The organism is Paenibacillus peoriae KCTC 3763, from assembly GCF_000236805.1.
Classification (GTDB): Bacteria; Bacillota; Bacilli; order Paenibacillales; family Paenibacillaceae; genus Paenibacillus; species Paenibacillus peoriae.
Genome location: NZ_AGFX01000030.1, coordinates 241410 through 260284 on the forward strand (window position 1 = coordinate 241410; position 18875 = coordinate 260284).

Below are 18875 nucleotides of genomic sequence, written 5' to 3' on the forward strand. Positions count from 1 at the left end.
GACGTGGCTTTAGGCATGCTTATATATGATTCAATGATTTATGTTTTTGCCCTGAGCCTTCTGTTTGTATTCTCGGATGGGATTCGACGCAATGCGAATGCCAAACGGACAGGTACAGGGCTTCTTGTTGTCGTTCTTTTGCTCCAGCTCGTATATATGGGGATAAGAACCTGGAACGAGGGGCACCTTCCTATTTTTGTGAGCTACGATTTTTTATTTCTATTCTCATTTATTTTAGTACTGATTTCTTTGATTTTGTCACGCTACCAGCATTCTGAATTTGCGGTATTACTGCTTAATATTATTAGCTTCGCGGTGCTTGTGCTCAATAAAATATGGATGGAGCCTACCGACAACCCACTTGCAAATTGGCATACTGTGCATGGGTTGCTTCTTATTCATATTGCGTTGGCTAATCTCGGCTTTGTAGCGATGACGGTAGCGGCTGTATTTTCGGGCTTATATCTGTTTTTGCATCGTAAATTGAAAGTAAAGAAATGGAATGACACGATCAGGCGTCTGCCAAGTCTCGAAATGATGGATCGGTATACGCATAAGGCCCTGTTGATTGGCACTCCTTTACTCGGAGTTTCCATTGTCGTTGCAGTCATTTCTATTATTGCCGAGGAGCGCTGGCGTCTTTTGCTGGATAGCAAAGTGCTGATGACAGCGATATCCTTGTGCGTGTATATTGTATTGTTAGTGAGTAAAAGATGGAATCAGCGTTCAGGACTCGTGATGGCAAAGTGGGCATTAGTGGGCTACACGCTATTAATTCTTAACTTTTTGCTGAACTCCTGGTCTGTATTCCATCAGTGGACGGGAGAGTGAATGAGCGTTTGCAGCATTTTGTCCCGATTTCGTTGAATTGTAAGAATAAGATTTGTTGTGTTGTAGGCGGCGGTAGTATAGCGGAACGCAAGGTAAAGGGGCTGATAGGAAGCGGGGCATGCATTACCGTCATCAGCCCGAATATAACGCCGGATCTACAGCTTCTGGCCAATCACAAGCAGCTCCACTGGGTAAATCGCGTATATCGCGAGGGCGATCTCCAGGGGGCCTTTCTTGTATATGCGACAACGAATCAGAGAGAAGTGAATAATGCAGTTGCGCATGAGGCCAGACAAAGAGGTATACTGGTAAATGTGACAGACCGATCGGAAGAGGCTGACTTTATAACGCCGGGCATCCTTCGGCGGGGGAAGCTGACGATCAGTGTTTCCACTGCAGGGGCAGGCCCGGCTGTAACCGCCGATATTACATCAGCTTTAGAAGCATTATTCGGCAGCGAATATGAGCCATATCTGGATTTTATGTACGAAATGCGACAGATTATCAAACGTACTGTACGTTCTTCTCGGCAAAGGGCCAAGCTTCTGAGGCGTTTGGCGAGCAGCGGGGTATTGGATCAAATACGACGTCATGAATTTGTCGCTTGGACCGAACAAGAGATAGACCTATGGATTGCGCAAAATCAGGAGGAATAACATGCGAACAATTGTGGTAGGCAGCAGACAGAGCGCGCTTGCGCTAACTCAGACCGGGCATGTCATTGAGGATTTGAAGGCGCTGTGCGCGGAGCATGGATTGGCTTTGCAGTTTGTCGTGAAAAAAATACTGACCAAGGGCGATCGAATATTGGATGTAACCTTGTCCAAGGTAGGCGGCAAAGGACTTTTTGTCAAAGAAATTGAACAGGCCATGCTGGCTGGTGAGATTGATATGGCAGTACATAGCATGAAGGATATGCCGTCCGAATTGCCGGAAGGCCTTGTCAACGGCGCTGTACCGCGCCGGGAGGACCCGCGTGATTGCCTAATTACACTCGGGGCCAAGAGCTTGGAGGATTTGCCTCAAGGAGCAAAAGTAGGAACGAGCAGTCTGCGCCGTGCCAGTCAAATCAAAGCCATGCGACCTGATCTACAATTAGAGCCTGTACGCGGTAATATTGATTCCCGTCTGAAAAAGCTGGAGACGGAAGGCTTTGATGCCATTATTTTAGCGGCGGCGGGCTTGCACCGGATGGGCTGGAAAGAGCGAATTACGTCCTATATACCGGAGGAAGCCTGCTTGCCGGCAGTTGGACAGGGAGCGCTCGGTATTGAATGCCGCGCCGATGATGAAGAGTTGCTGACATTGCTGCGTCTTTACAATGACCGGGATACCTCGGCTACGGTTGCTGCAGAGCGAACCTTTCTTGGCGTACTTAATGGGGGGTGCCAAGTTCCAATTGGGGCTCATGCAGTCTGGGCTGGCCAGGAAATCCGTCTTACGGGCATGGTAGGCTCGCCAGATGGTGAGGTTGTTTTGAAGGATACGCTCCAGGGGACTGATCCGCAGAAGCTGGGAGAAGCGGTAGCAGCCAGTTTGATTGCCAAAGGAGCAGAACAGATTTTGGCGCAGGTAAGGGGTTGAGGATATGGCAGGAAAGGTATATTTAGTTGGAGCAGGGCCCGGAGACGCGAGATTGATTACGGTCAAGGGATGGGAATGTATTCAACTGGGGGATGTCATTGTGTATGACAGACTGGCAAGCCCACGCCTCTTGGGACTGATGAAGCCGGGGGCCCAGAAAATATATGTCGGCAAGCTGACGGATCGTCACACCATGAAGCAGGAGGATATTAATCAGCTGCTGGTGGATCTGGCCCTGGAAGGAAAAACGGTTGTTCGGCTCAAAGGAGGAGACCCCACCATCTTTGGTCGGGTTGGGGAGGAAGCCGGGCTGCTCCGCAAACACGGTATTTCCTATGAAATCATACCCGGCATCACTTCAGCCATCAGCGTGCCTGCTTATGCGGGCATTCCGGTTACACACCGGGATATGGCCTCTTCGCTGTCAATCATTACAGGGCATGAAAGTCCGGATAAACTTGATGAAAGTATTCATTGGGATAAAGTAACGAACGCAACGGGTACACTGATCTTTATGATGGGAGTGGCGAAGATTGGCTACATCAGTGAGCAACTGATGAAGCACGGCAAGCCGCCCGGTACACCCGTTGCTTTGATTCGTTGGGGAACTCGTGCCGAGCAGGATACACTGGTGGGTACACTGGCGGACATTGAGGCCAAGGTGAAGGCCGCTAATTTCAAGCCTCCTGCTGTCATCGTGGTCGGAGAAGTGGTCAATCAGCGTGAACAGCTAAAATGGGCTGAGGATATGCCTTTGTTTGGCAAGCGGATTTTGGTCACTCGTGCACGCGCCCAGGCCAGCAGTCTGGTTCGCCGGATTGAGGAGCTCGGCGGCGAGCCCTATGAATTCCCAGTCATCCGGACGGTAGTTCCTTCGGACGAGCCAACGAAACAGCGAATTAAAAAGGCATTTGCACGACTGCTTGAATATGATTGGGTGTTTTTTACCAGCGTTAACGGAGTGGAATATTTCTTTAGCCACTTAGAGGAGCAGGGCAAGGATGTGCGTGCGCTGTTTAAAGCGCGTATTGCCGCGGTCGGTCCAGCTACAGCAGCCGCACTTCGAACACATGGAATCGTGGCAGAACGGATTGAAGGTCCATTCCAGGCAGAGGGCTTGCTCCAAGCGTTTGAGCAGGATTTGCAGCCAGGGCAGAATGTATTTCTCCCCAGAGGTGATCTCGCCCGATCCTGGCTGCCAGACAAGCTGAGAGAGATGGGGCTTGAGGTAACCGAGGCTGATCTGTATCAAACGGTGCTGGCGGCTAACACACAGGATGATGAGTTGCTCAAGCTGCTAGAGGAACGCGCCATCCATGCCATTACGTTTACCAGTTCCTCAACCGTAACCTTTTTTATGGAAGCGCTCAGGCAAATGGGGATTGATGATCCGGTGTCACTGCTGGAGGGAGTTGCGATTGCTGTAATTGGCCCCTTGACAGGTGAGACAGCTACCCAAGCCGGTTTGACCGTCAGCTTGATGTCGGAGAAGGCAACCATTGAAAGTCTGATCCAATCGCTGTGTGACTGGAAACAATCAAATACTATTGTGACATTATAATTTGTGTTTTACCAAAATGAATGTATAGAATGTGGAGGTTTGCAATTATGAGTGTACCTTTTACGAGACATCGTCGTTTGCGCCAGTCGGCCGCGATCCGCAGTATGGTGCGTGAGACCGTATTGAATCCGGCTGATTTTATCCAACCGATCTACGTAACATTTGGCACTGGGGTGAAGCAGGAAATTAGCTCCATGCCAGGCGTATACCGTTTTTCACTGGATCAGTTGGAGGAAGAACTGAAAGAAATTAGCGAGCTGGGCATTCCCGCCGTGCTCTTGTTTGGCATACCGGAAACAAAAGATAGCTTGGGGACTTCGGCTTTTGTGGACGATGGGATTGTGCAGGAGGCTACTCGTCTGATCAAGTCCCGCTATCCCGAGCTGCTGGTTGTAGCCGACACTTGCTTGTGCGAATTTACGGATCATGGACACTGCGGCATGGTACATATGCATGAGAATAATGGTGAGATATGCGGCGAAGTATTGAATGATGAATCCCTTGAGGTGCTGGTACGTACAGCGGTTTCCCAGGCTAAAGCAGGTGCGGATATTATCGCCCCATCCAATATGATGGATGGTTTTGTGCAGGCCATTCGGCAAGGATTGGATCAGGAAGGTTTCTCGCATATTCCGATTATGTCGTATTCCGTCAAATATGCGTCCGCCTTTTACGGTCCTTTCCGTGAAGCTGCAAATTCTGCGCCGCAGTTTGGTGACCGCAAATCGTATCAGATGGACCCTGCCAATGCACGTGAAGCGTTGCGAGAAGCAGAATCTGACGTGCTTGAGGGTGCGGATATGCTGATGGTGAAGCCTTCTCTTTCTTATCTGGATGTGATGCGTACGATTAAGGATCAATTTGATCTGCCTATGGTCGCTTACAACGTCAGCGGTGAATATGCGATGGTCAAAGCGGCAGCCCTCCAGGGCTGGATTGACGAAAAAGCGATGGTGCTGGAAATTCTGACAAGTATGAAGCGTGCGGGTGCGGATATGATCATTACCTATTCCGCCAAGGATGCGGCAAGATGGTTGAAGCAATAAGCGTATTTTTGAGAAGACAGGAGTGATCAAGATGAACGACGAACAGCGAACATTGCGCAAGGATACTCGTTCGAAAGCAGCTTTTGATGAGGCAAAACAATATATTCCGGGTGGCGTAAACAGTCCGGTTCGGGCTTTTAAATCCGTAGGCATAACGCCAGTATATATCGACCGTGGGGAAGGAGCACGTGTATATGATATCGACGGTCAATCCTATATAGACTATGTATGTTCATGGGGACCGCTGATTATGGGCCATGCACATCCTGAAGTGGTTAAAGCTTTACAGGCTGCTGTTGTAAAAGGAACCAGCTTCGGTGCACCAACGCTGGCGGAGACGGAAATGGCCAAACTCGTATGTGAACGTGTTCCTTCCATGGACCTTGTCCGTATGGTCAACTCGGGAACCGAAGCGACCATGAGTGCGATCCGACTCGCACGCGGATTTACAAAACGCAGCAAAATTCTTAAATTTGAAGGCTCCTATCATGGTCATGCGGACAGCTTGCTGATTAAAGCGGGCTCTGGTGTTGCGACATTAGGTCTGCCCGATAGTCCGGGTGTACCTGAAGTCGTGGCCACACATACCATCACCGTTCCTTATAATGATTTGGCTTCAGTGAAGCTGGCTTTTGAGAAATTTGGCGAAGAGATTGCTGCAATTATTGTCGAGCCGGTAGCAGGCAATATGGGTGTTGTACCCCCACAGCCTGGATTTTTGGAAGGGCTGCGTGAAGTGACCCGGCAATATGGAAGTCTGCTGATTTTTGATGAAGTGATGACCGGATTCCGGGTGGGGCTTCACTCTGCCCAAGGACGCTTTGGTGTGACACCGGATCTTACGTGTCTGGGCAAAGTCATTGGGGGCGGACTGCCGGTAGGTGCTTACGGCGGGCGTCGTGACATTTTGGAGCAAATCGCGCCATCCGGGCCTATCTATCAAGCGGGTACGCTGAGCGGAAATCCATTGGCTATGGCTGCAGGCTATTCCACACTTAAACTACTGACGCCAGAAGTATATGATCGGCTGGAAGAACGGGCGGCACGGCTTCAGGCCGGATTCGAACGCAACGCGCGTGAGTTGGGTATACCGATGTCGATCAACCGTGTAGGCTCGATGGTGTGTCCATTTTTCACTGAAGAGAAGGTCGTCAATTTTGATATCGCCAAGACGAGTAATCAGGATCACTTCCGCCGTTATTTTACCGAAATGGTGAATGAGGGAGTCAGTGTGGCCCCATCTCAATTTGAGGGCATGTTCGTATCAGGCGTGCATACGGTTGAGAATATTGACGCTACCATTGAAGCGAACTATCGCGCGCTCAAACGTCTATGAGCTGGCAAGGTAGCTGGAAGAGACGGGGACCGTGGCTGGAAGTCACACCGGGACGGGAAATTTCAGCTAATGAAAATCGCATTGAGAATGAAGACCAAGCTGAGGCTGTAGATCGCTGGCTGCTGAACCGTTTGGGATTGCCGGACAAGCTATGGCGCAGACTACGGCACGAAAAAGGGATTGAACATACAGGGGACCGGCTGCGGCTGGCCCTTTTTCCTGTCATGGACCTTGGCGTCATCCCTCGCTGGTATGATTTGAAGATACTGTACGAGGATGATTTTTGCCTGGTCGTACACAAACCAGCGGGTATGGCGGTCCATCCAGACGGCGGTGTAAAGGATGGTCCGCTGACGTTGGATCATGCTGTCGCATCCTATTATGAAATCAATGGCATTCATGCAGCAGTACGGCATGTGCATCGTCTGGATGTGGATACGACAGGCCCGGTGCTATATGCCAAAAACGAATTCGCGCTGCTCAAGCTGGACGAGCAAATGCGAGCCAAGGCTATCGACCGCCGCTATGTAGCTTTGGTACGGGGGGAAGTACCTTCAACGCTGCGGACATTGGATTGGCCGATTGGCAAGGACAGGCATCACAAGCAGCGTCGTCGTGTATCTAAGACCGGGCAAAAGGCAGTTACCCATGTGGAACTTGGTGAAGTGTGGGGGAGCGGTCCAAGTGCGATCAGTCTCGTGTATCTGACATTGGACACTGGTCGAACGCATCAGATTCGCGTTCATCTTAGTCATGCTGGCTTCCCGTTGCTCGGGGATGTATTGTACGGGGGCCGGGCGACTGATTTTGGCAGGCAGGCGCTGCACGGAGAGCGTCTGACCTTCCGCCATCCGCTCAGCGGGGAATCGATTACCGTGGAGGATGCTTGGCCGGATGATTTGCAAAAGCTACTCAAACAGCTATAAAAGATGGCATGCCTTCTATTTTGGCGCATATACTTGAACCTAGAAACGGTTTGCAATATGGAGTTTCCGTGCGTCTGACAGGAGTCAGAGGATGTGCGGAGGCTGCCCAAAGGAGGATGCCATCCTTGAATAAACAACAGAATGATCAGCCGCAAGGCTTGCGTTTTGATATTTATGAACGCATTCATTTGACGGAGGAAGCTGCCGGGATTGCTGAGTTGGAGGAAATTGAGCTTCTGCCACGCATTCAGGTTGTAACCCACGGCGACCATGCCGCTTTGCGAGGGCATTTGCTGCTGGAGGGCGTGTACCGCACACCTGAACAGGCTACGAGCGAGCTTCATCATTTGATACCTGTGGAAATTACCATTCCGATGAACCGGGTAGGAAGATTGGAAGATATTTCGGTCGAGATTGAAAATTTTGACGTGGATCTGCTCTCCTTACGTAGTCTGAATATTACTGGCGTTCTTTCGTTGCACGGGGTGGAAAGCTCGCATGCCGAGGAGACGGCGGTTTGGCTGGATGATGAATTTACCGTGGTGCATGCACCTGACCATCCGACCCAATCTCCTTCCGCCGATGGTGAGCATCGGCAGGAAGGGATTTATTCACCTCAACAGGAGTTTGCTTCCTGGGAACAGCCATCACTGGACCATGGGGAGCAGAAACTCTCACTGTCACCGGAACAGCAAGCTTATGAGCCAGCTGTAGACTCTAATCGATTCTATGAGCCTTGGACGGGCAAAGCGGTTGAAGATAGCTCTACCGAGATAAAGCACGAATATGCTGCACCTGAAGTATGGGGATTTCAGCAGGAGGAAGCATGGACGGGAAGTGAGCCGAAGGTATCTGCTGTATCTTCAGATATGGTGCATGATCCATTGCAGTCTGAAGCACATTCCTCAGCAGAGCAGGGGGGCTATCTGGAGCCGCAATTGGAAGCGAGCCAGGTGGATGATTATAGACCTGAAGCGTCAGAGCAGGTGGACCATGCGGTTCATGACACCATTGCCGACGAGAAACCGGAGATGCGCGTAGCGCTTAACAGCAAAAAGGACGAAGGAGCAGACGAGCCGGACACGGTTGTCTACTCGTCGTTGCTCCAATCGAGCCGTTCAGTGAAGGAAGCGGAATACCAGCAACAGCTGAAGCAACAGCCAGAGGATCAGGATCAGAAAGCCGAAGAAGAGCGTGAGGATGCCAAGTGGAAAAACCTTTTTTTCCATACACAGGATGAAACGCCTTTCCGCAAAGTCCGCTTGTGCATCGTGCAGCGTGAGGATACGCTGGAAACGATAGCTGATCGCTATCAGCTCAGTTCACGGGAGCTTCAATTGTACAACAGATTGGCGGAGCATCATGTAGAAGAAGGTCAGGTATTATACATCCCTTGATCCAGCAACCGAAAAATGCGCAGCGGGTGTTGACTATAGCCAAAGGGAAATGTATGATGTGGTATAGCTATTAAAAGACTGAGATCGGGAAGAGTAGGCAGCAAGCCCTTCAGAGAGTGGAATTGCAGCGCTGTGAGGTTCCGCAGGAAGCTACTGGCCGAAGTCACCCGGGAGTCGCCTGTTTGAACGGTCCCTCATTTCATTCCAACGGAAGGTACGAGGTTCACGGTAGAATAAGGCCGGTCCGCAACCGTTATCTGCATAAAGTGTCACACCATGTGTAATGGATCAGTGGATACATACACGAGGGGTGAAACAAAGGTGGTACCGCGAAAGAACAGCCCTTTCGTCCTTTGAGGATGAAGGGCTTTTTTTATTTGCCAATTGAAAAATCATGGGGGTATCCTGATATGTCAGAACAAGACAACAAGACAACCTTGGAAATGCCAACAACGTACGATCCAAAATCAGCAGAGAAAAAATGGTACAAAACGTGGATGGAGAAGGGTTATTTCCGCGCTGGACAACATCCGGAGGCAGAGCCTTTTACAATCGTTATTCCACCACCGAATGTGACGGGTATGCTGCATATTGGACATGCTCTTGATTTTACCTTGCAGGATATTATTATCCGCACCAAGCGGATGCAGGGCTATGATACCTTGTGGCTGCCAGGGGCAGACCATGCGGGTATTGCTACGCAAACAAAGGTAGAGCAGAAGCTGCGCGAAGAAGGTCTGACACGCTATGACTTGGGCCGCGAGAAGTTTTTGGAGAAGGTATGGGAATGGAAGGAACTTTATCTGGATAATATCCATAATCAATGGGAAAAAATGGGTTTCTCTCTCGATTATTCTCGTGAACGCTTTACGCTGGATGAGGGACTGTCCCAAGCAGTGCGCGAAGTATTCGTAAAACTGTACAAAAAAGGCCTCATCTATCGCGGTAAACGCATCATTAACTGGGACCCTGCCGCACGTACGGCATTGTCGGACATTGAGGTGGAATACAAAGAGGTGAACGGAAATCTGTATCACCTTCAATATCCACTGAAAGACGGCAGCGGATTTATTACGGTTGCCACTACCCGTCCTGAAACGATGCTGGGCGATACAGCTGTTGCTGTACATCCGGAAGATGAACGGTACAAGCAAATGATCGGCAAAACACTTGTGCTTCCGATTATCGGGCGGGAAATTCCGATCATTGCGGACGATTATGTAGATAAAGATTTTGGCAGCGGCGCGGTTAAAATTACACCAGCTCATGATCCGAACGACTTTGAAATGGGACAACGTCACCAACTGCCACAAATTACGGTCATGGACGAAACAGGAACGATGAATGCCGAAGCAGGCAAATATCAGGGTCTTGATCGCAGCGATTGCCGTAAGCAAATCGTCGCTGATCTGAAAGAGCAGGGCGTACTCATCCGTATTGAAGAGCATGTGCACCAGGTAGGCCACAGCGAGCGTACAGGGGTGGTTATAGAACCTTATCTGTCTACACAATGGTTTGTAGAAATGAAACCTCTGGCAGCCAAAGCGATTGAAGCGCAGAAGGCTGGCAACGGCGTAAACTTTGTACCAGATCGTTTTGAGCGTACTTATCTGCACTGGATTGAAAATGTACGTGACTGGTGTATTTCCCGTCAGCTGTGGTGGGGACACCGTATTCCGGCTTGGTACGATGAAGAAACCGGGGAAATTATTGTATCGGCAGAGGACCCTACAACCTTGCCTGAATATGCTGGCAGAAAGCTAATACAGGATGAGGATGTACTGGATACATGGTTCAGCTCTGGTTTGTGGCCGTTTTCGACATTGGGCTGGCCGGAACAGACCGAGGATCTCAAACGCTACTACCCGACCAATGTTTTGGTTACAGGCTATGACATTATTTATTTCTGGGTGTCGCGGATGATTTTTACCGCACTGGAGTTTACAGATGAGATTCCGTTCAAGGACGTGCTTATGCACGGTCTGGTTCGTGATGCGGACGGTAGAAAAATGTCCAAATCCCTCGGCAATGGTGTTGATCCACTCGACGTAATCGACCAATATGGAACGGACGCTATGCGTTATATGATTTCCACCAGCAGCACGCCAGGACAAGACCTTCGTTTCCGCTGGGAACGAGTGGAGCAAGCCCGCAACTTTGCCAATAAAATCTGGAATGCGTCCCGCTTTGCGCTGATGAATTTGGAGGGTGTGACTGCGGCGGATATCGACATTACCGGTGATTTGAGCACTGCGGATCGTTGGATTCTCCACCGTCTAAACGAAACTTCACGCGACATTACGCGTCTAATAGATGCCTATGAATTTGGCGAGACAGGCCGCCTTTTGTATAACTTTATTTGGGATGATTTGTGCGATTGGTACATTGAGTTTGCGAAGCTTTCCCTATATGGCGACAACGCAGAGGCGAAGAAGAAAACACAGTCTGTACTGGCATATGTACTGGATCGGACACTACGCATGATTCATCCGTTCATGCCGTTTATCTCCGAGGAAATATGGCAGCATCTTCCGCATGAAGGCGAAACAATTACACTGGCCGCTTGGCCTGTCTATGATCCGGCTTTTGAGGATAAGGATGCGGTAGCTGAAATGAATTTGCTGATCGACGTGATTCGCTCTGTGCGCAATATTCGCGCTGAAGTCAACGTGCCGATGAGTAAGAAGGTTGAATTGCTTGTAAAACCCGGTGATCAAGCCGTTCTCGATATCATTAACCGCAATGCGGAATATGTACGCCGATTCTGCAATACGTCCGAATTCGACGCAGGATTGGAGTTCTCCGTTCCAGATAAAGCCATGACATCTGTTGTCAGCGGCGCAGAGCTATACCTGCCATTGGCCGGACTGCTAGATATTACCCAGGAAATCAGCAGACTGGAAAAAGAGCTTCAGCATTTGAACAGTGAAGTGGAGCGCGTGGAGAAAAAGCTTTCCAACCAAGGTTTTGTGGCTAAGGCACCAGCTAAAGTCATCGAGGAAGAGAAGGCGAAACAAGCTGATTACTCAGATAAGCGCGCCAAAGTTATCGCACGTATTGAAGAACTCAAGGGATAATTTCACTCACTATAAAATGACCTGAAGGTGAAAAGGATGTCAGATACGAACAGGGGCGGCGAGGCTGCTCCTTTACAAAGCTATGATGAAGCAGTGGAATGGATCAATGGTTTAATTCCGTTTGGAATCAGACCCGGACTTGAACGAATCGAGCAGCTAATGAGCATGTTGGGTGATCCGCAACGACATTTGAAATTTGTGCATGTTGCGGGGACCAACGGCAAGGGCTCAACCTGTGCTTTTCTAACCTCCGTCCTGATGAAGTGTGGTTACGATGTCGGGACTTTTACGTCTCCGTACATCACACGATTTACGAACCGTTTTCAATTCAACGGGACCGACATTCCTGATGAGACGCTGGTTTTGCTTGCCAATCGCCTGTACCCGCTGGTAAAAGAAATAGCAGCCAGTGAATTGGGATCACCCACGATGTTTGAGGTATCGACAGCACTGGCTATTCTGTATTATGCTACGGTGTCTTTTCCAGATGTTGTGGTATGGGAGACAGGTCTCGGGGGAAGGATGGATGTAACTAATATCGTGAATCCTATCGTCTCGATTATTACGAATGTAGGCTATGACCATACAGACATTCTGGGAGATACGCTTGAGCAGATTGCAAGGGAAAAGGCTGGTATCATCAAGCCTGGCGTACCTGTCGTAAGCTGCGTTACCCAACCCGAGGCTATTCAGGTTATACGGGAAACGGCGGTAAGACAGGGAGCTACTCTGTATCTGGCAGGTGAACAGTTTACGTATGAACGGCTAAACGGGGACGAAACGGGCCAAACGTTTTCATTCGCTGGTCCTTTCCGGCACATGGAAATCGACATTACGTTGTTAGGTGAGCATCAATGTGCTAATGCGGCAGGAGCTATGATGGCACTGGAGGTCCTTCGTCAGTATTTGGCCTTTGTGCTGGAGGATGACGAACTGTTGAAGGGCTTTAAACAAGCGGCTTGGGCTGGACGTCTCGAACAGGTCAGCACCTCCCCGAGAATTGTCCTTGACGGGGCTCATAATCCAGAAGGAGCACAGACGCTTGCCAAGAGTCTTCCTCAGCTGTATTCATACAGAAAACTGGTTTTAATGATGGGGATGCTGTCAAACAAGCATCATGAAGCATACTTGCAGCATATACTGCCACTAGTGGATACGCTTATCCTGACCGAGCCTATTTTTCGCCGCAAAATGGATGCCGCTGAATTGGCTCATCTCGTGGAGAAGCTGCGGCCGTCTTATGCCAAAACGGATTTGAAAATTATTGTAGAAGGTGACTGGAAAAAGGCTCTTGGCCTGCTTCAGTCACATACGGAAGCGGAGGATCTGGGGGTGGTGTCCGGTACGCTGTATCTCATTGCGGATGTACGGGCTACCCTTATGTATCAAACCGATTCGGAAAAAGGTTGGTGAAATTTGTTGATTACTTCGGAACATGTTCATTTTATCGGTATCGGTGGCTACGGGATGAGCGCGATTGCTCGGGTCATGCTGGAGATGGGTTATACCGTGACTGGCTCAGATGTGGCATCACAAGAGCTGACAGAAAAACTGGCGGCCAAAGGCGCAAAAATATATATCGGACACACCCCTGAACATATTGCAGGTGCGGATATCGTCGTCTATTCAACGGCATTGTCTCGCGACAATGTGGAGCGGGTGGCAGCGGAAGAATTGAATATTCCAACTCTGCATCGTTCACAGATGCTGGCTCGCTTGCTTAACGAACGTAAGGGAGTAGCTGTTGCAGGAGCGCACGGTAAAACCACAACCTCTTCGATGATTGCCCTGGTTATGGAGAGATGTAATGTCGATCCAACCTATATCATTGGCGGTGAAATCACGAATTTGGGTACGAATGCCAAAGCGGGTAAAAGCGAGTTTGTTGTTGCCGAGGCGGATGAGAGCGATGGCTCTTTTCTTCAATATCATCCGTGGCAAGGTATCGTAACCAACATCGAGGCAGATCATTTGGAAAATTACGATGGCGACTTTAATCGTCTGAAAAGTGCCTACGTACAGTTTTTGAGTCAAATACGGCCAGATGGTGCAGCTATTGTATGTGCAGATGATCAGAACATCCGCGAGATGATCCCGCAGCTTCAAACTCGGGTCATTACCTACGGAGTGGAGCATGAAGCAGACTATATGGCGACAGATATCCAATTGGGCGACCGTCGATTAAGCTTTACCATGAGCCGGAAAGGGACAGAGCTCGGAACGATCGAATTGTCTGTGCCAGGTAGACACAACATGTACAATGCGATGGCGACTGTGATTTCATGCCTGGAAGCAGGAATTCCATTCGATCAAATCGCAGCATCGATTTTGGAATTTCACGGAGCCAAGCGCCGTTTTCAAGTGCTGGGTGAAAGCAATGACATTCTGGTTATTGATGACTATGCGCATCATCCAACAGAGATTGAGGCTACGATTAGTGCAGCGAGAGCGACAGGCAATCGTATTATTGCTGTGTTCCAGCCGCAACGCTACAGCCGTACCTTTTTCCTGCTGGATGCGTTCAGCCGTGCGTTTAGTGAAGCCAATGAAGTCATTATTACCGACATTTATTCTCCAGCAGGAGAAAAACAAATTGAAGGCGTGCATTCTTCCAAGCTTGTAGATTTGATCGTCCAAAACAGCAATGCCAATGCAATCTACCTGCCGACCAAAGAAGCTGTGATCGAGAAGTTGAAAGATCGGCTACAGCCTGGTGATCTTGTGCTAACGATGGGTGCAGGAGACATCTGGAAAGCGGGCGACGCGTTAGCGCGCCATCTTCGCGGACAGCAAGCGTAATAAGTACAATATGTTAAGCTATACCGATGAATTACAATATACAAAGGTATTCCGAACATTGAATATGTTTCGGGATACCTTTTTTTGTATTGCTGGAGGCATATTTTCTCAGCTTGGCTCATACAACAAACTATGAGGAAGTATGGGACAAGGAGGGAGTGCATCCGTGAACAAGGCCAAGATGACATTCCGATTCGATCAACAGCCGCCAGAGACAAGCCAGAAGGAAAAGCTGCAGGCGCTTCCGTACAAAAACGGGTCAGTTGCAAGCGAACGGCTTGAAGCGAATAGAGATACGGGATTACATCAAAATGAGAAGCAGCTTCAAACCGCTAACCTGCGAGAAAGCACGAGACGGATTAGCGGGATAGGAGAACATATTGAACATACGCAAGAACCAAAACCTGGTGAACCTGAGAGTGAGTATGAACGTATTGCAACCCGACGTTTTGCTTCGTCGTTGAGGGTACAGGATGGATGGGACGACCCTTTTGGCCGTTCTGCGGCTTCCTGGTCAGATGCAGACGTTCTGCCAGATGGCCGGGAAGAGGGTGGAGATGAGGAAACTTATCGTTACGGTCGAGAGTACCGGAAGCGACCGCCTCACCCCTCCAGATGGAAGCTGATCGGCTCAGTAGTCAGCGCACTGGTGACTGGAGGGATGTTTGGATATATCATGCTGCTGCTGTTTAACGGAGGCGGAGTGGTCCCGGGAACAGAATCCTCAGCAGAGCAGGCCGTACCAGTCTTTAATGAATCTGTTAGCACAGGTATAGCGCCCGCAAAAGAGAATTCTAACCCCGTCAATGTCGTAGTGACTCAAGTGCCTCCACAAACCTATTATTTGCTGCAGTACGGGGTTTTTAGCACTCCAGAACGGGCCTTGCAAGCCAAAGAAGAGCTGTTAAAGGCAGGCATTGCTGCCGGAGGGGATGCCGTGGACCAAAATCGGGTTTATGCAGGAATATCGCCAGACAGGGAGCAGGCCAAGCTGCTCAGCAATCAATTGAAGACGCAAGGCGTCGAACTGTATGTTCGTGAGCTTCAATTGCCAGGATTGGAAAAAGCCGCTTATGAAGGCGAAGGCGAAAAGCTCACTGCCTTTTTTCAGTTAAGCAGCACATTAGTAAGCAAGTTGAGCGGACTCAGCTCATCTCTGCTCGGAGATGGCGGTCCAACTGCGGTACCCGTTTCTGAAATGAAAGAGCTGAATGATCTGCATCAGCAGTGGACGCAAAATATCGCTGCACTTCCCTCTGGTCTTCCGAAGGAAGCGGCTGCCTCTGCGGCTTCACTGGAAAAGGCGATGAACAGTGCAGTCTCTGCACTTGGTGAATATAACAAGAATACTGCAAAGGAGCACATTTGGGAGATTCAGTCCTCAATGATGGAATATGTTTTGCGTGAGAATGAATTTATCCAATTCATAAAACAATAGATTAACCACACTTTCCGGCAAGGAACTGGAAATAGTTCCCCATGCCGGATTTCTGTTTGTATTGCAGTACAAATCACCGTATAATAATGAAGGTGTCAAAAAATGGCGAGGGAAGATCAGGATGAAAAAAAATGTAGGAATGCTTATACTGTTTTTGTTGCTCGGTTGGCTTTTGGGTGCATGGATTGCCAAGGCCCTTCAATCGTTCAAAGTCCTTTCCTTTCTGACCCACCCCACTACGATATCCTGGTCGCCGAGAGCGGATCTGGATATTATCAGTTACAACATAACGATAAATTTTGAATTGAGCCTGCTTAGTCTGATCGGCATCATCGCCGCGTTCTGGCTGTATCGCAGGCTCTAACTGATGAAAAGGAGCTTCCCTTATGGACGGGAAAATTACGCCCCGCATTATTCTGGCATCGACTTCACCAAGAAGGAAGGAATTGCTCGCATTTTTGAGACTCCCCTTTGAGGTGATGCCAAGTCATGCGGATGAGAGCACGCCTGAGAGCTGGACGCCTCAGCAAATCGTGGAGACCCTTGCGGTACGTAAAGCCGAAGCGGTCGTGAACGTTGCCGCTCAGTCCGAAGAAGCTGGACTGGTGATTGGGAGTGATACCATTGTCGTGCTGGATGGTTTGGTATTGGGCAAACCTGCTGATCATGCGGACGCGGTTCGTATGCTGACTGCATTGCAGGGAAGAACACACCTTGTGTACACCGGGGTGGCCTGTTTACATACCGTAACCGGCAAAACGCTTGTCAGACATCGCCAAACGGAGGTTACAATGAAACCTTTGAGCCATGAGCAAATTGTGGCATATGTGAATACAGGCGAACCGTCTGACAAAGCAGGAGCGTATGGCATTCAGGGTATGGGTGCTACGTTGGTGGAATCGATTCAGGGTTGTTATTTTAACGTCGTAGGATTGCCGCTTTCCCTGTTGTCGGACATGCTGTCCGATTTTGGAGTGAATGTGCTGCGTCCTTAAAGGGGATAAACATATGTTGGAGTCGCCGATACCGATGCTTCGCGACCTCCCCCATGAAGAACGACCAAGAGAGCGCATGATGACATATGGGGCTGAGGCCTTGAGCAACGCGGAGTTGCTGGCAATATTGCTGCGTACAGGAACACAAAATGAGTCGTCGGTGCATTTAGCGCAGCGTATTTTGCAGCAGGCGGGGAACTTGCGTCAGTTGGTGGATATGAGTCTGAGCGAACTGACCCAGATTAAGGGCATTGGAAATGCTAAAGCGATACAGCTAAAAGCGGGTATCGAACTGGGGCGCAGATTAGCATTGTCCCGCCATTTGGAGACCCCTGTGATCAGTTGCCCGCGGGATGTGGCAGATCTGCTGTTTGAACAGCTTCGTTATTTGCAGAAAGAGCATTTTGTATGCCTGTTCCTAAATACTAAAAATCATGTCATTGCCCAGGAAACACTATCTATGGGCAGCCTGAATTCCGCCATCGTGCATCCTCGTGAAGTGTTTCGGGCGGCGATCAAATGCAGTAGTGCTTCGATTATTTGCGCTCATAACCATCCGAGCGGCGATCCGAAGCCAAGCCCGGAAGATGTCCAGTTGACCCGCCGCTTGATGGATGCGGGCAGCATTGTGGGTATCGACGTGCTCGATCATATTGTGATCGGGGACGGGACCTTTGTAAGTTTGAAGGAGCAAGGTCTGATATAATATAATATTTAAATCAAACATTTAAAACACGACCGGCTAAGCCGGCCTGAATAAACCGTTTATACATGGATAACAGATTTCAGGGAAGAGAAAAGGAGATTACATCATGCTGGGTGGCTTTACAAAAGATTTGGGAATTGACTTGGGGACGGCAAATACGCTGGTATACGTAAGAGGAAAAGGAATTGTGGTTCGTGAACCATCTGTAGTCGCTTTGCGTACAGATACAAAAACCATTGAAGCTGTGGGTGAATCCGCGAAAAAAATGATTGGTCGCACACCGGGGAATATCCGTGCGATTCGTCCGATGAAGGATGGCGTCATTGCTGACTTTGATACGACAGCAACGATGATCAAATATTTTATCCGTCAGGCGCAAGCTCAACGTTCATTGTTTCCACGTCATCCAAATGTGATGGTTTGCGTGCCTTCAGGCATTACTGCGGTGGAGCAGCGTGCGGTTGAAGATGCGACAAAGCAAGCAGGCGCGCGGGAAGCGTATACGATTGAGGAGCCGTTTGCAGCTGCAATTGGCGCTGATCTCCCTGTATGGGAGCCTACAGGCAGTATGGTTGTCGATATCGGTGGGGGTACAACCGAGGTTGCAGTCATTTCCTTGGGCGGCATTGTAACAAGTCGTTCTGTGCGTGTGGCTGGTGATGAAATGGATGAGTCCATTATCCAGTATGTGAAACGTCAATATAACCTGATGATTGGTGAGCGGACTTCAGAGCAGTTGAAAATGGAAGTTGGTTCCGCTATGCCATTAGAGCAGGTAGAGACATCGGAAATCCGCGGACGCGACCTGGTGACAGGTTTGCCGAAGACCATTACGATTACATCCGATGAAATTAGCGAAGCGTTGTCGGATACAGTAAATGCGATTGTGGATGCAGTCAAAGTAACACTGGAAAAATGTCCTCCCGAGTTAGCGGCAGACATTATGGACAGAGGAATTGTACTGACTGGCGGTGGGGCACTTTTGCGTAACCTGGACAAGCTGCTGGCGAGTGAAACCGGAATGCCAGTGATCGTAGCGGAAAATCCTCTGGACTGTGTAGCGATTGGTACGGGCAGAGCACTTGAAAATATCCACTTGTTCAAATCGCGGAGCAGTTCTGCCGTCCGTTCCAAACGTTAAATCGGGGGTGTAGGAACTGTTTAAGCTCTTTGGCAATA

The 18875-nt window shown here is 49.5% G+C and carries 16 protein-coding genes and 1 other annotated feature; all 16 genes read left to right on the forward strand.

The window, feature by feature from the left end; translation table 11 throughout:
• Positions 1–3: 3 nt before the first annotated feature.
• On the forward strand, positions 4–831 hold the full coding sequence (ccsA, locus tag KQI_RS0117170) for a cytochrome c biogenesis protein CcsA (RefSeq protein ID WP_010348080.1): 828 nt from the start codon (positions 4–6) through the stop codon (positions 829–831).
• A gap of 8 nt (positions 832–839) precedes the next feature.
• A complete protein-coding gene (locus KQI_RS0117175) occupies positions 840–1487 on the forward strand; it encodes a precorrin-2 dehydrogenase/sirohydrochlorin ferrochelatase family protein (protein ID WP_010348081.1) in 648 nt (215 codons plus the stop codon).
• Position 1488: 1 nt separating this feature from the next.
• Positions 1489–2415, forward strand: a complete 927-nt coding sequence (hemC, locus tag KQI_RS0117180; RefSeq protein WP_010348082.1) for a hydroxymethylbilane synthase — start codon at positions 1489–1491, stop codon at positions 2413–2415.
• A 4-nt stretch (positions 2416–2419) separates the two neighbouring features.
• Positions 2420–3976, forward strand: a complete 1557-nt coding sequence (gene cobA, locus KQI_RS0117185) for a uroporphyrinogen-III C-methyltransferase (protein ID WP_010348083.1) — start codon at positions 2420–2422, stop codon at positions 3974–3976.
• A 47-nt stretch (positions 3977–4023) separates the two neighbouring features.
• Positions 4024–5022, forward strand: a complete 999-nt coding sequence (hemB, locus tag KQI_RS0117190) for a porphobilinogen synthase (RefSeq protein ID WP_010348084.1) — start codon at positions 4024–4026, stop codon at positions 5020–5022.
• A 31-nt stretch (positions 5023–5053) separates the two neighbouring features.
• Positions 5054–6358, forward strand: a complete 1305-nt coding sequence (gene hemL, locus KQI_RS0117195; RefSeq protein ID WP_029390208.1) for a glutamate-1-semialdehyde 2,1-aminomutase — start codon at positions 5054–5056, stop codon at positions 6356–6358.
• Positions 6355–7284, forward strand: coding sequence for an RluA family pseudouridine synthase (locus tag KQI_RS0117200; protein WP_010348086.1), 930 nt, complete (start codon positions 6355–6357; stop codon positions 7282–7284). The genes hemL and KQI_RS0117200 overlap by 4 nt, the downstream gene beginning before the upstream one ends.
• 125 nt (positions 7285–7409) lie before the next feature.
• A complete protein-coding gene (locus tag KQI_RS0117205; protein ID WP_010348087.1) occupies positions 7410–8681 on the forward strand; it encodes a LysM peptidoglycan-binding domain-containing protein in 1272 nt (423 codons plus the stop codon).
• A gap of 71 nt (positions 8682–8752) precedes the next feature.
• Positions 8753–9038, forward strand: a binding site (T-box leader).
• A 53-nt stretch (positions 9039–9091) separates the two neighbouring features.
• Complete coding sequence (locus tag KQI_RS0117210) at positions 9092–11758, forward strand: valine--tRNA ligase (protein ID WP_029390209.1); 2667 nt, start codon at positions 9092–9094, stop codon at positions 11756–11758.
• A gap of 36 nt (positions 11759–11794) precedes the next feature.
• Positions 11795–13171 carry a bifunctional folylpolyglutamate synthase/dihydrofolate synthase gene (locus KQI_RS0117215; RefSeq protein WP_010348089.1) on the forward strand — a complete coding sequence of 459 codons (1377 nt, stop codon included), beginning with the start codon at positions 11795–11797 and terminating at the stop codon, positions 13169–13171.
• Between the two features lie 6 nt (positions 13172–13177).
• Positions 13178–14557, forward strand: coding sequence for a UDP-N-acetylmuramate--L-alanine ligase (murC, locus tag KQI_RS0117220; RefSeq protein WP_039774533.1), 1380 nt, complete (start codon positions 13178–13180; stop codon positions 14555–14557).
• A gap of 166 nt (positions 14558–14723) precedes the next feature.
• Positions 14724–15995, forward strand: a complete 1272-nt coding sequence (locus tag KQI_RS0117225) for an SPOR domain-containing protein (protein ID WP_010348091.1) — start codon at positions 14724–14726, stop codon at positions 15993–15995.
• Between the two features lie 121 nt (positions 15996–16116).
• Complete coding sequence (locus tag KQI_RS0117230; protein ID WP_007431701.1) at positions 16117–16359, forward strand: DUF4321 domain-containing protein; 243 nt, start codon at positions 16117–16119, stop codon at positions 16357–16359.
• A gap of 22 nt (positions 16360–16381) precedes the next feature.
• The gene (locus KQI_RS0117235; RefSeq protein ID WP_010348093.1) at positions 16382–16990 is read left to right on the forward strand and encodes a Maf family protein; all 609 of its coding nucleotides are present in this window, start codon (positions 16382–16384) and stop codon (positions 16988–16990) included.
• Positions 16991–17003: 13 nt separating this feature from the next.
• A complete protein-coding gene (gene radC, locus KQI_RS0117240; RefSeq protein ID WP_010348094.1) occupies positions 17004–17696 on the forward strand; it encodes a RadC family protein in 693 nt (230 codons plus the stop codon).
• Positions 17697–17802: 106 nt separating this feature from the next.
• Positions 17803–18837, forward strand: coding sequence for a rod shape-determining protein (locus tag KQI_RS0117245; protein ID WP_007431698.1), 1035 nt, complete (start codon positions 17803–17805; stop codon positions 18835–18837).
• The last annotated feature ends 38 nt before the right edge of the window (positions 18838–18875 follow it).

Coding starts and splice junctions, on each gene's coding strand:
- hemC (WP_010348082.1), top strand. CDS start 1,489: ATGCGAACAATTGTGGTAGGCAGCAGACAGAGCGCGCTTGCGCTAACT.
- cobA (WP_010348083.1), top strand. CDS start 2,420: ATGGCAGGAAAGGTATATTTAGTTGGAGCAGGGCCCGGAGACGCGAGA.
- hemB (WP_010348084.1), top strand. CDS start 4,024: ATGAGTGTACCTTTTACGAGACATCGTCGTTTGCGCCAGTCGGCCGCG.
- hemL (WP_029390208.1), top strand. CDS start 5,054: ATGAACGACGAACAGCGAACATTGCGCAAGGATACTCGTTCGAAAGCA.
- KQI_RS0117200 (WP_010348086.1), top strand. CDS start 6,355: ATGAGCTGGCAAGGTAGCTGGAAGAGACGGGGACCGTGGCTGGAAGTC.
- KQI_RS0117210 (WP_029390209.1), top strand. CDS start 9,092: ATGTCAGAACAAGACAACAAGACAACCTTGGAAATGCCAACAACGTAC.
- KQI_RS0117215 (WP_010348089.1), top strand. CDS start 11,795: ATGTCAGATACGAACAGGGGCGGCGAGGCTGCTCCTTTACAAAGCTAT.
- KQI_RS0117230 (WP_007431701.1), top strand. CDS start 16,117: ATGAAAAAAAATGTAGGAATGCTTATACTGTTTTTGTTGCTCGGTTGG.
- KQI_RS0117235 (WP_010348093.1), top strand. CDS start 16,382: ATGGACGGGAAAATTACGCCCCGCATTATTCTGGCATCGACTTCACCA.
- radC (WP_010348094.1), top strand. CDS start 17,004: ATGTTGGAGTCGCCGATACCGATGCTTCGCGACCTCCCCCATGAAGAA.
- KQI_RS0117245 (WP_007431698.1), top strand. CDS start 17,803: ATGCTGGGTGGCTTTACAAAAGATTTGGGAATTGACTTGGGGACGGCA.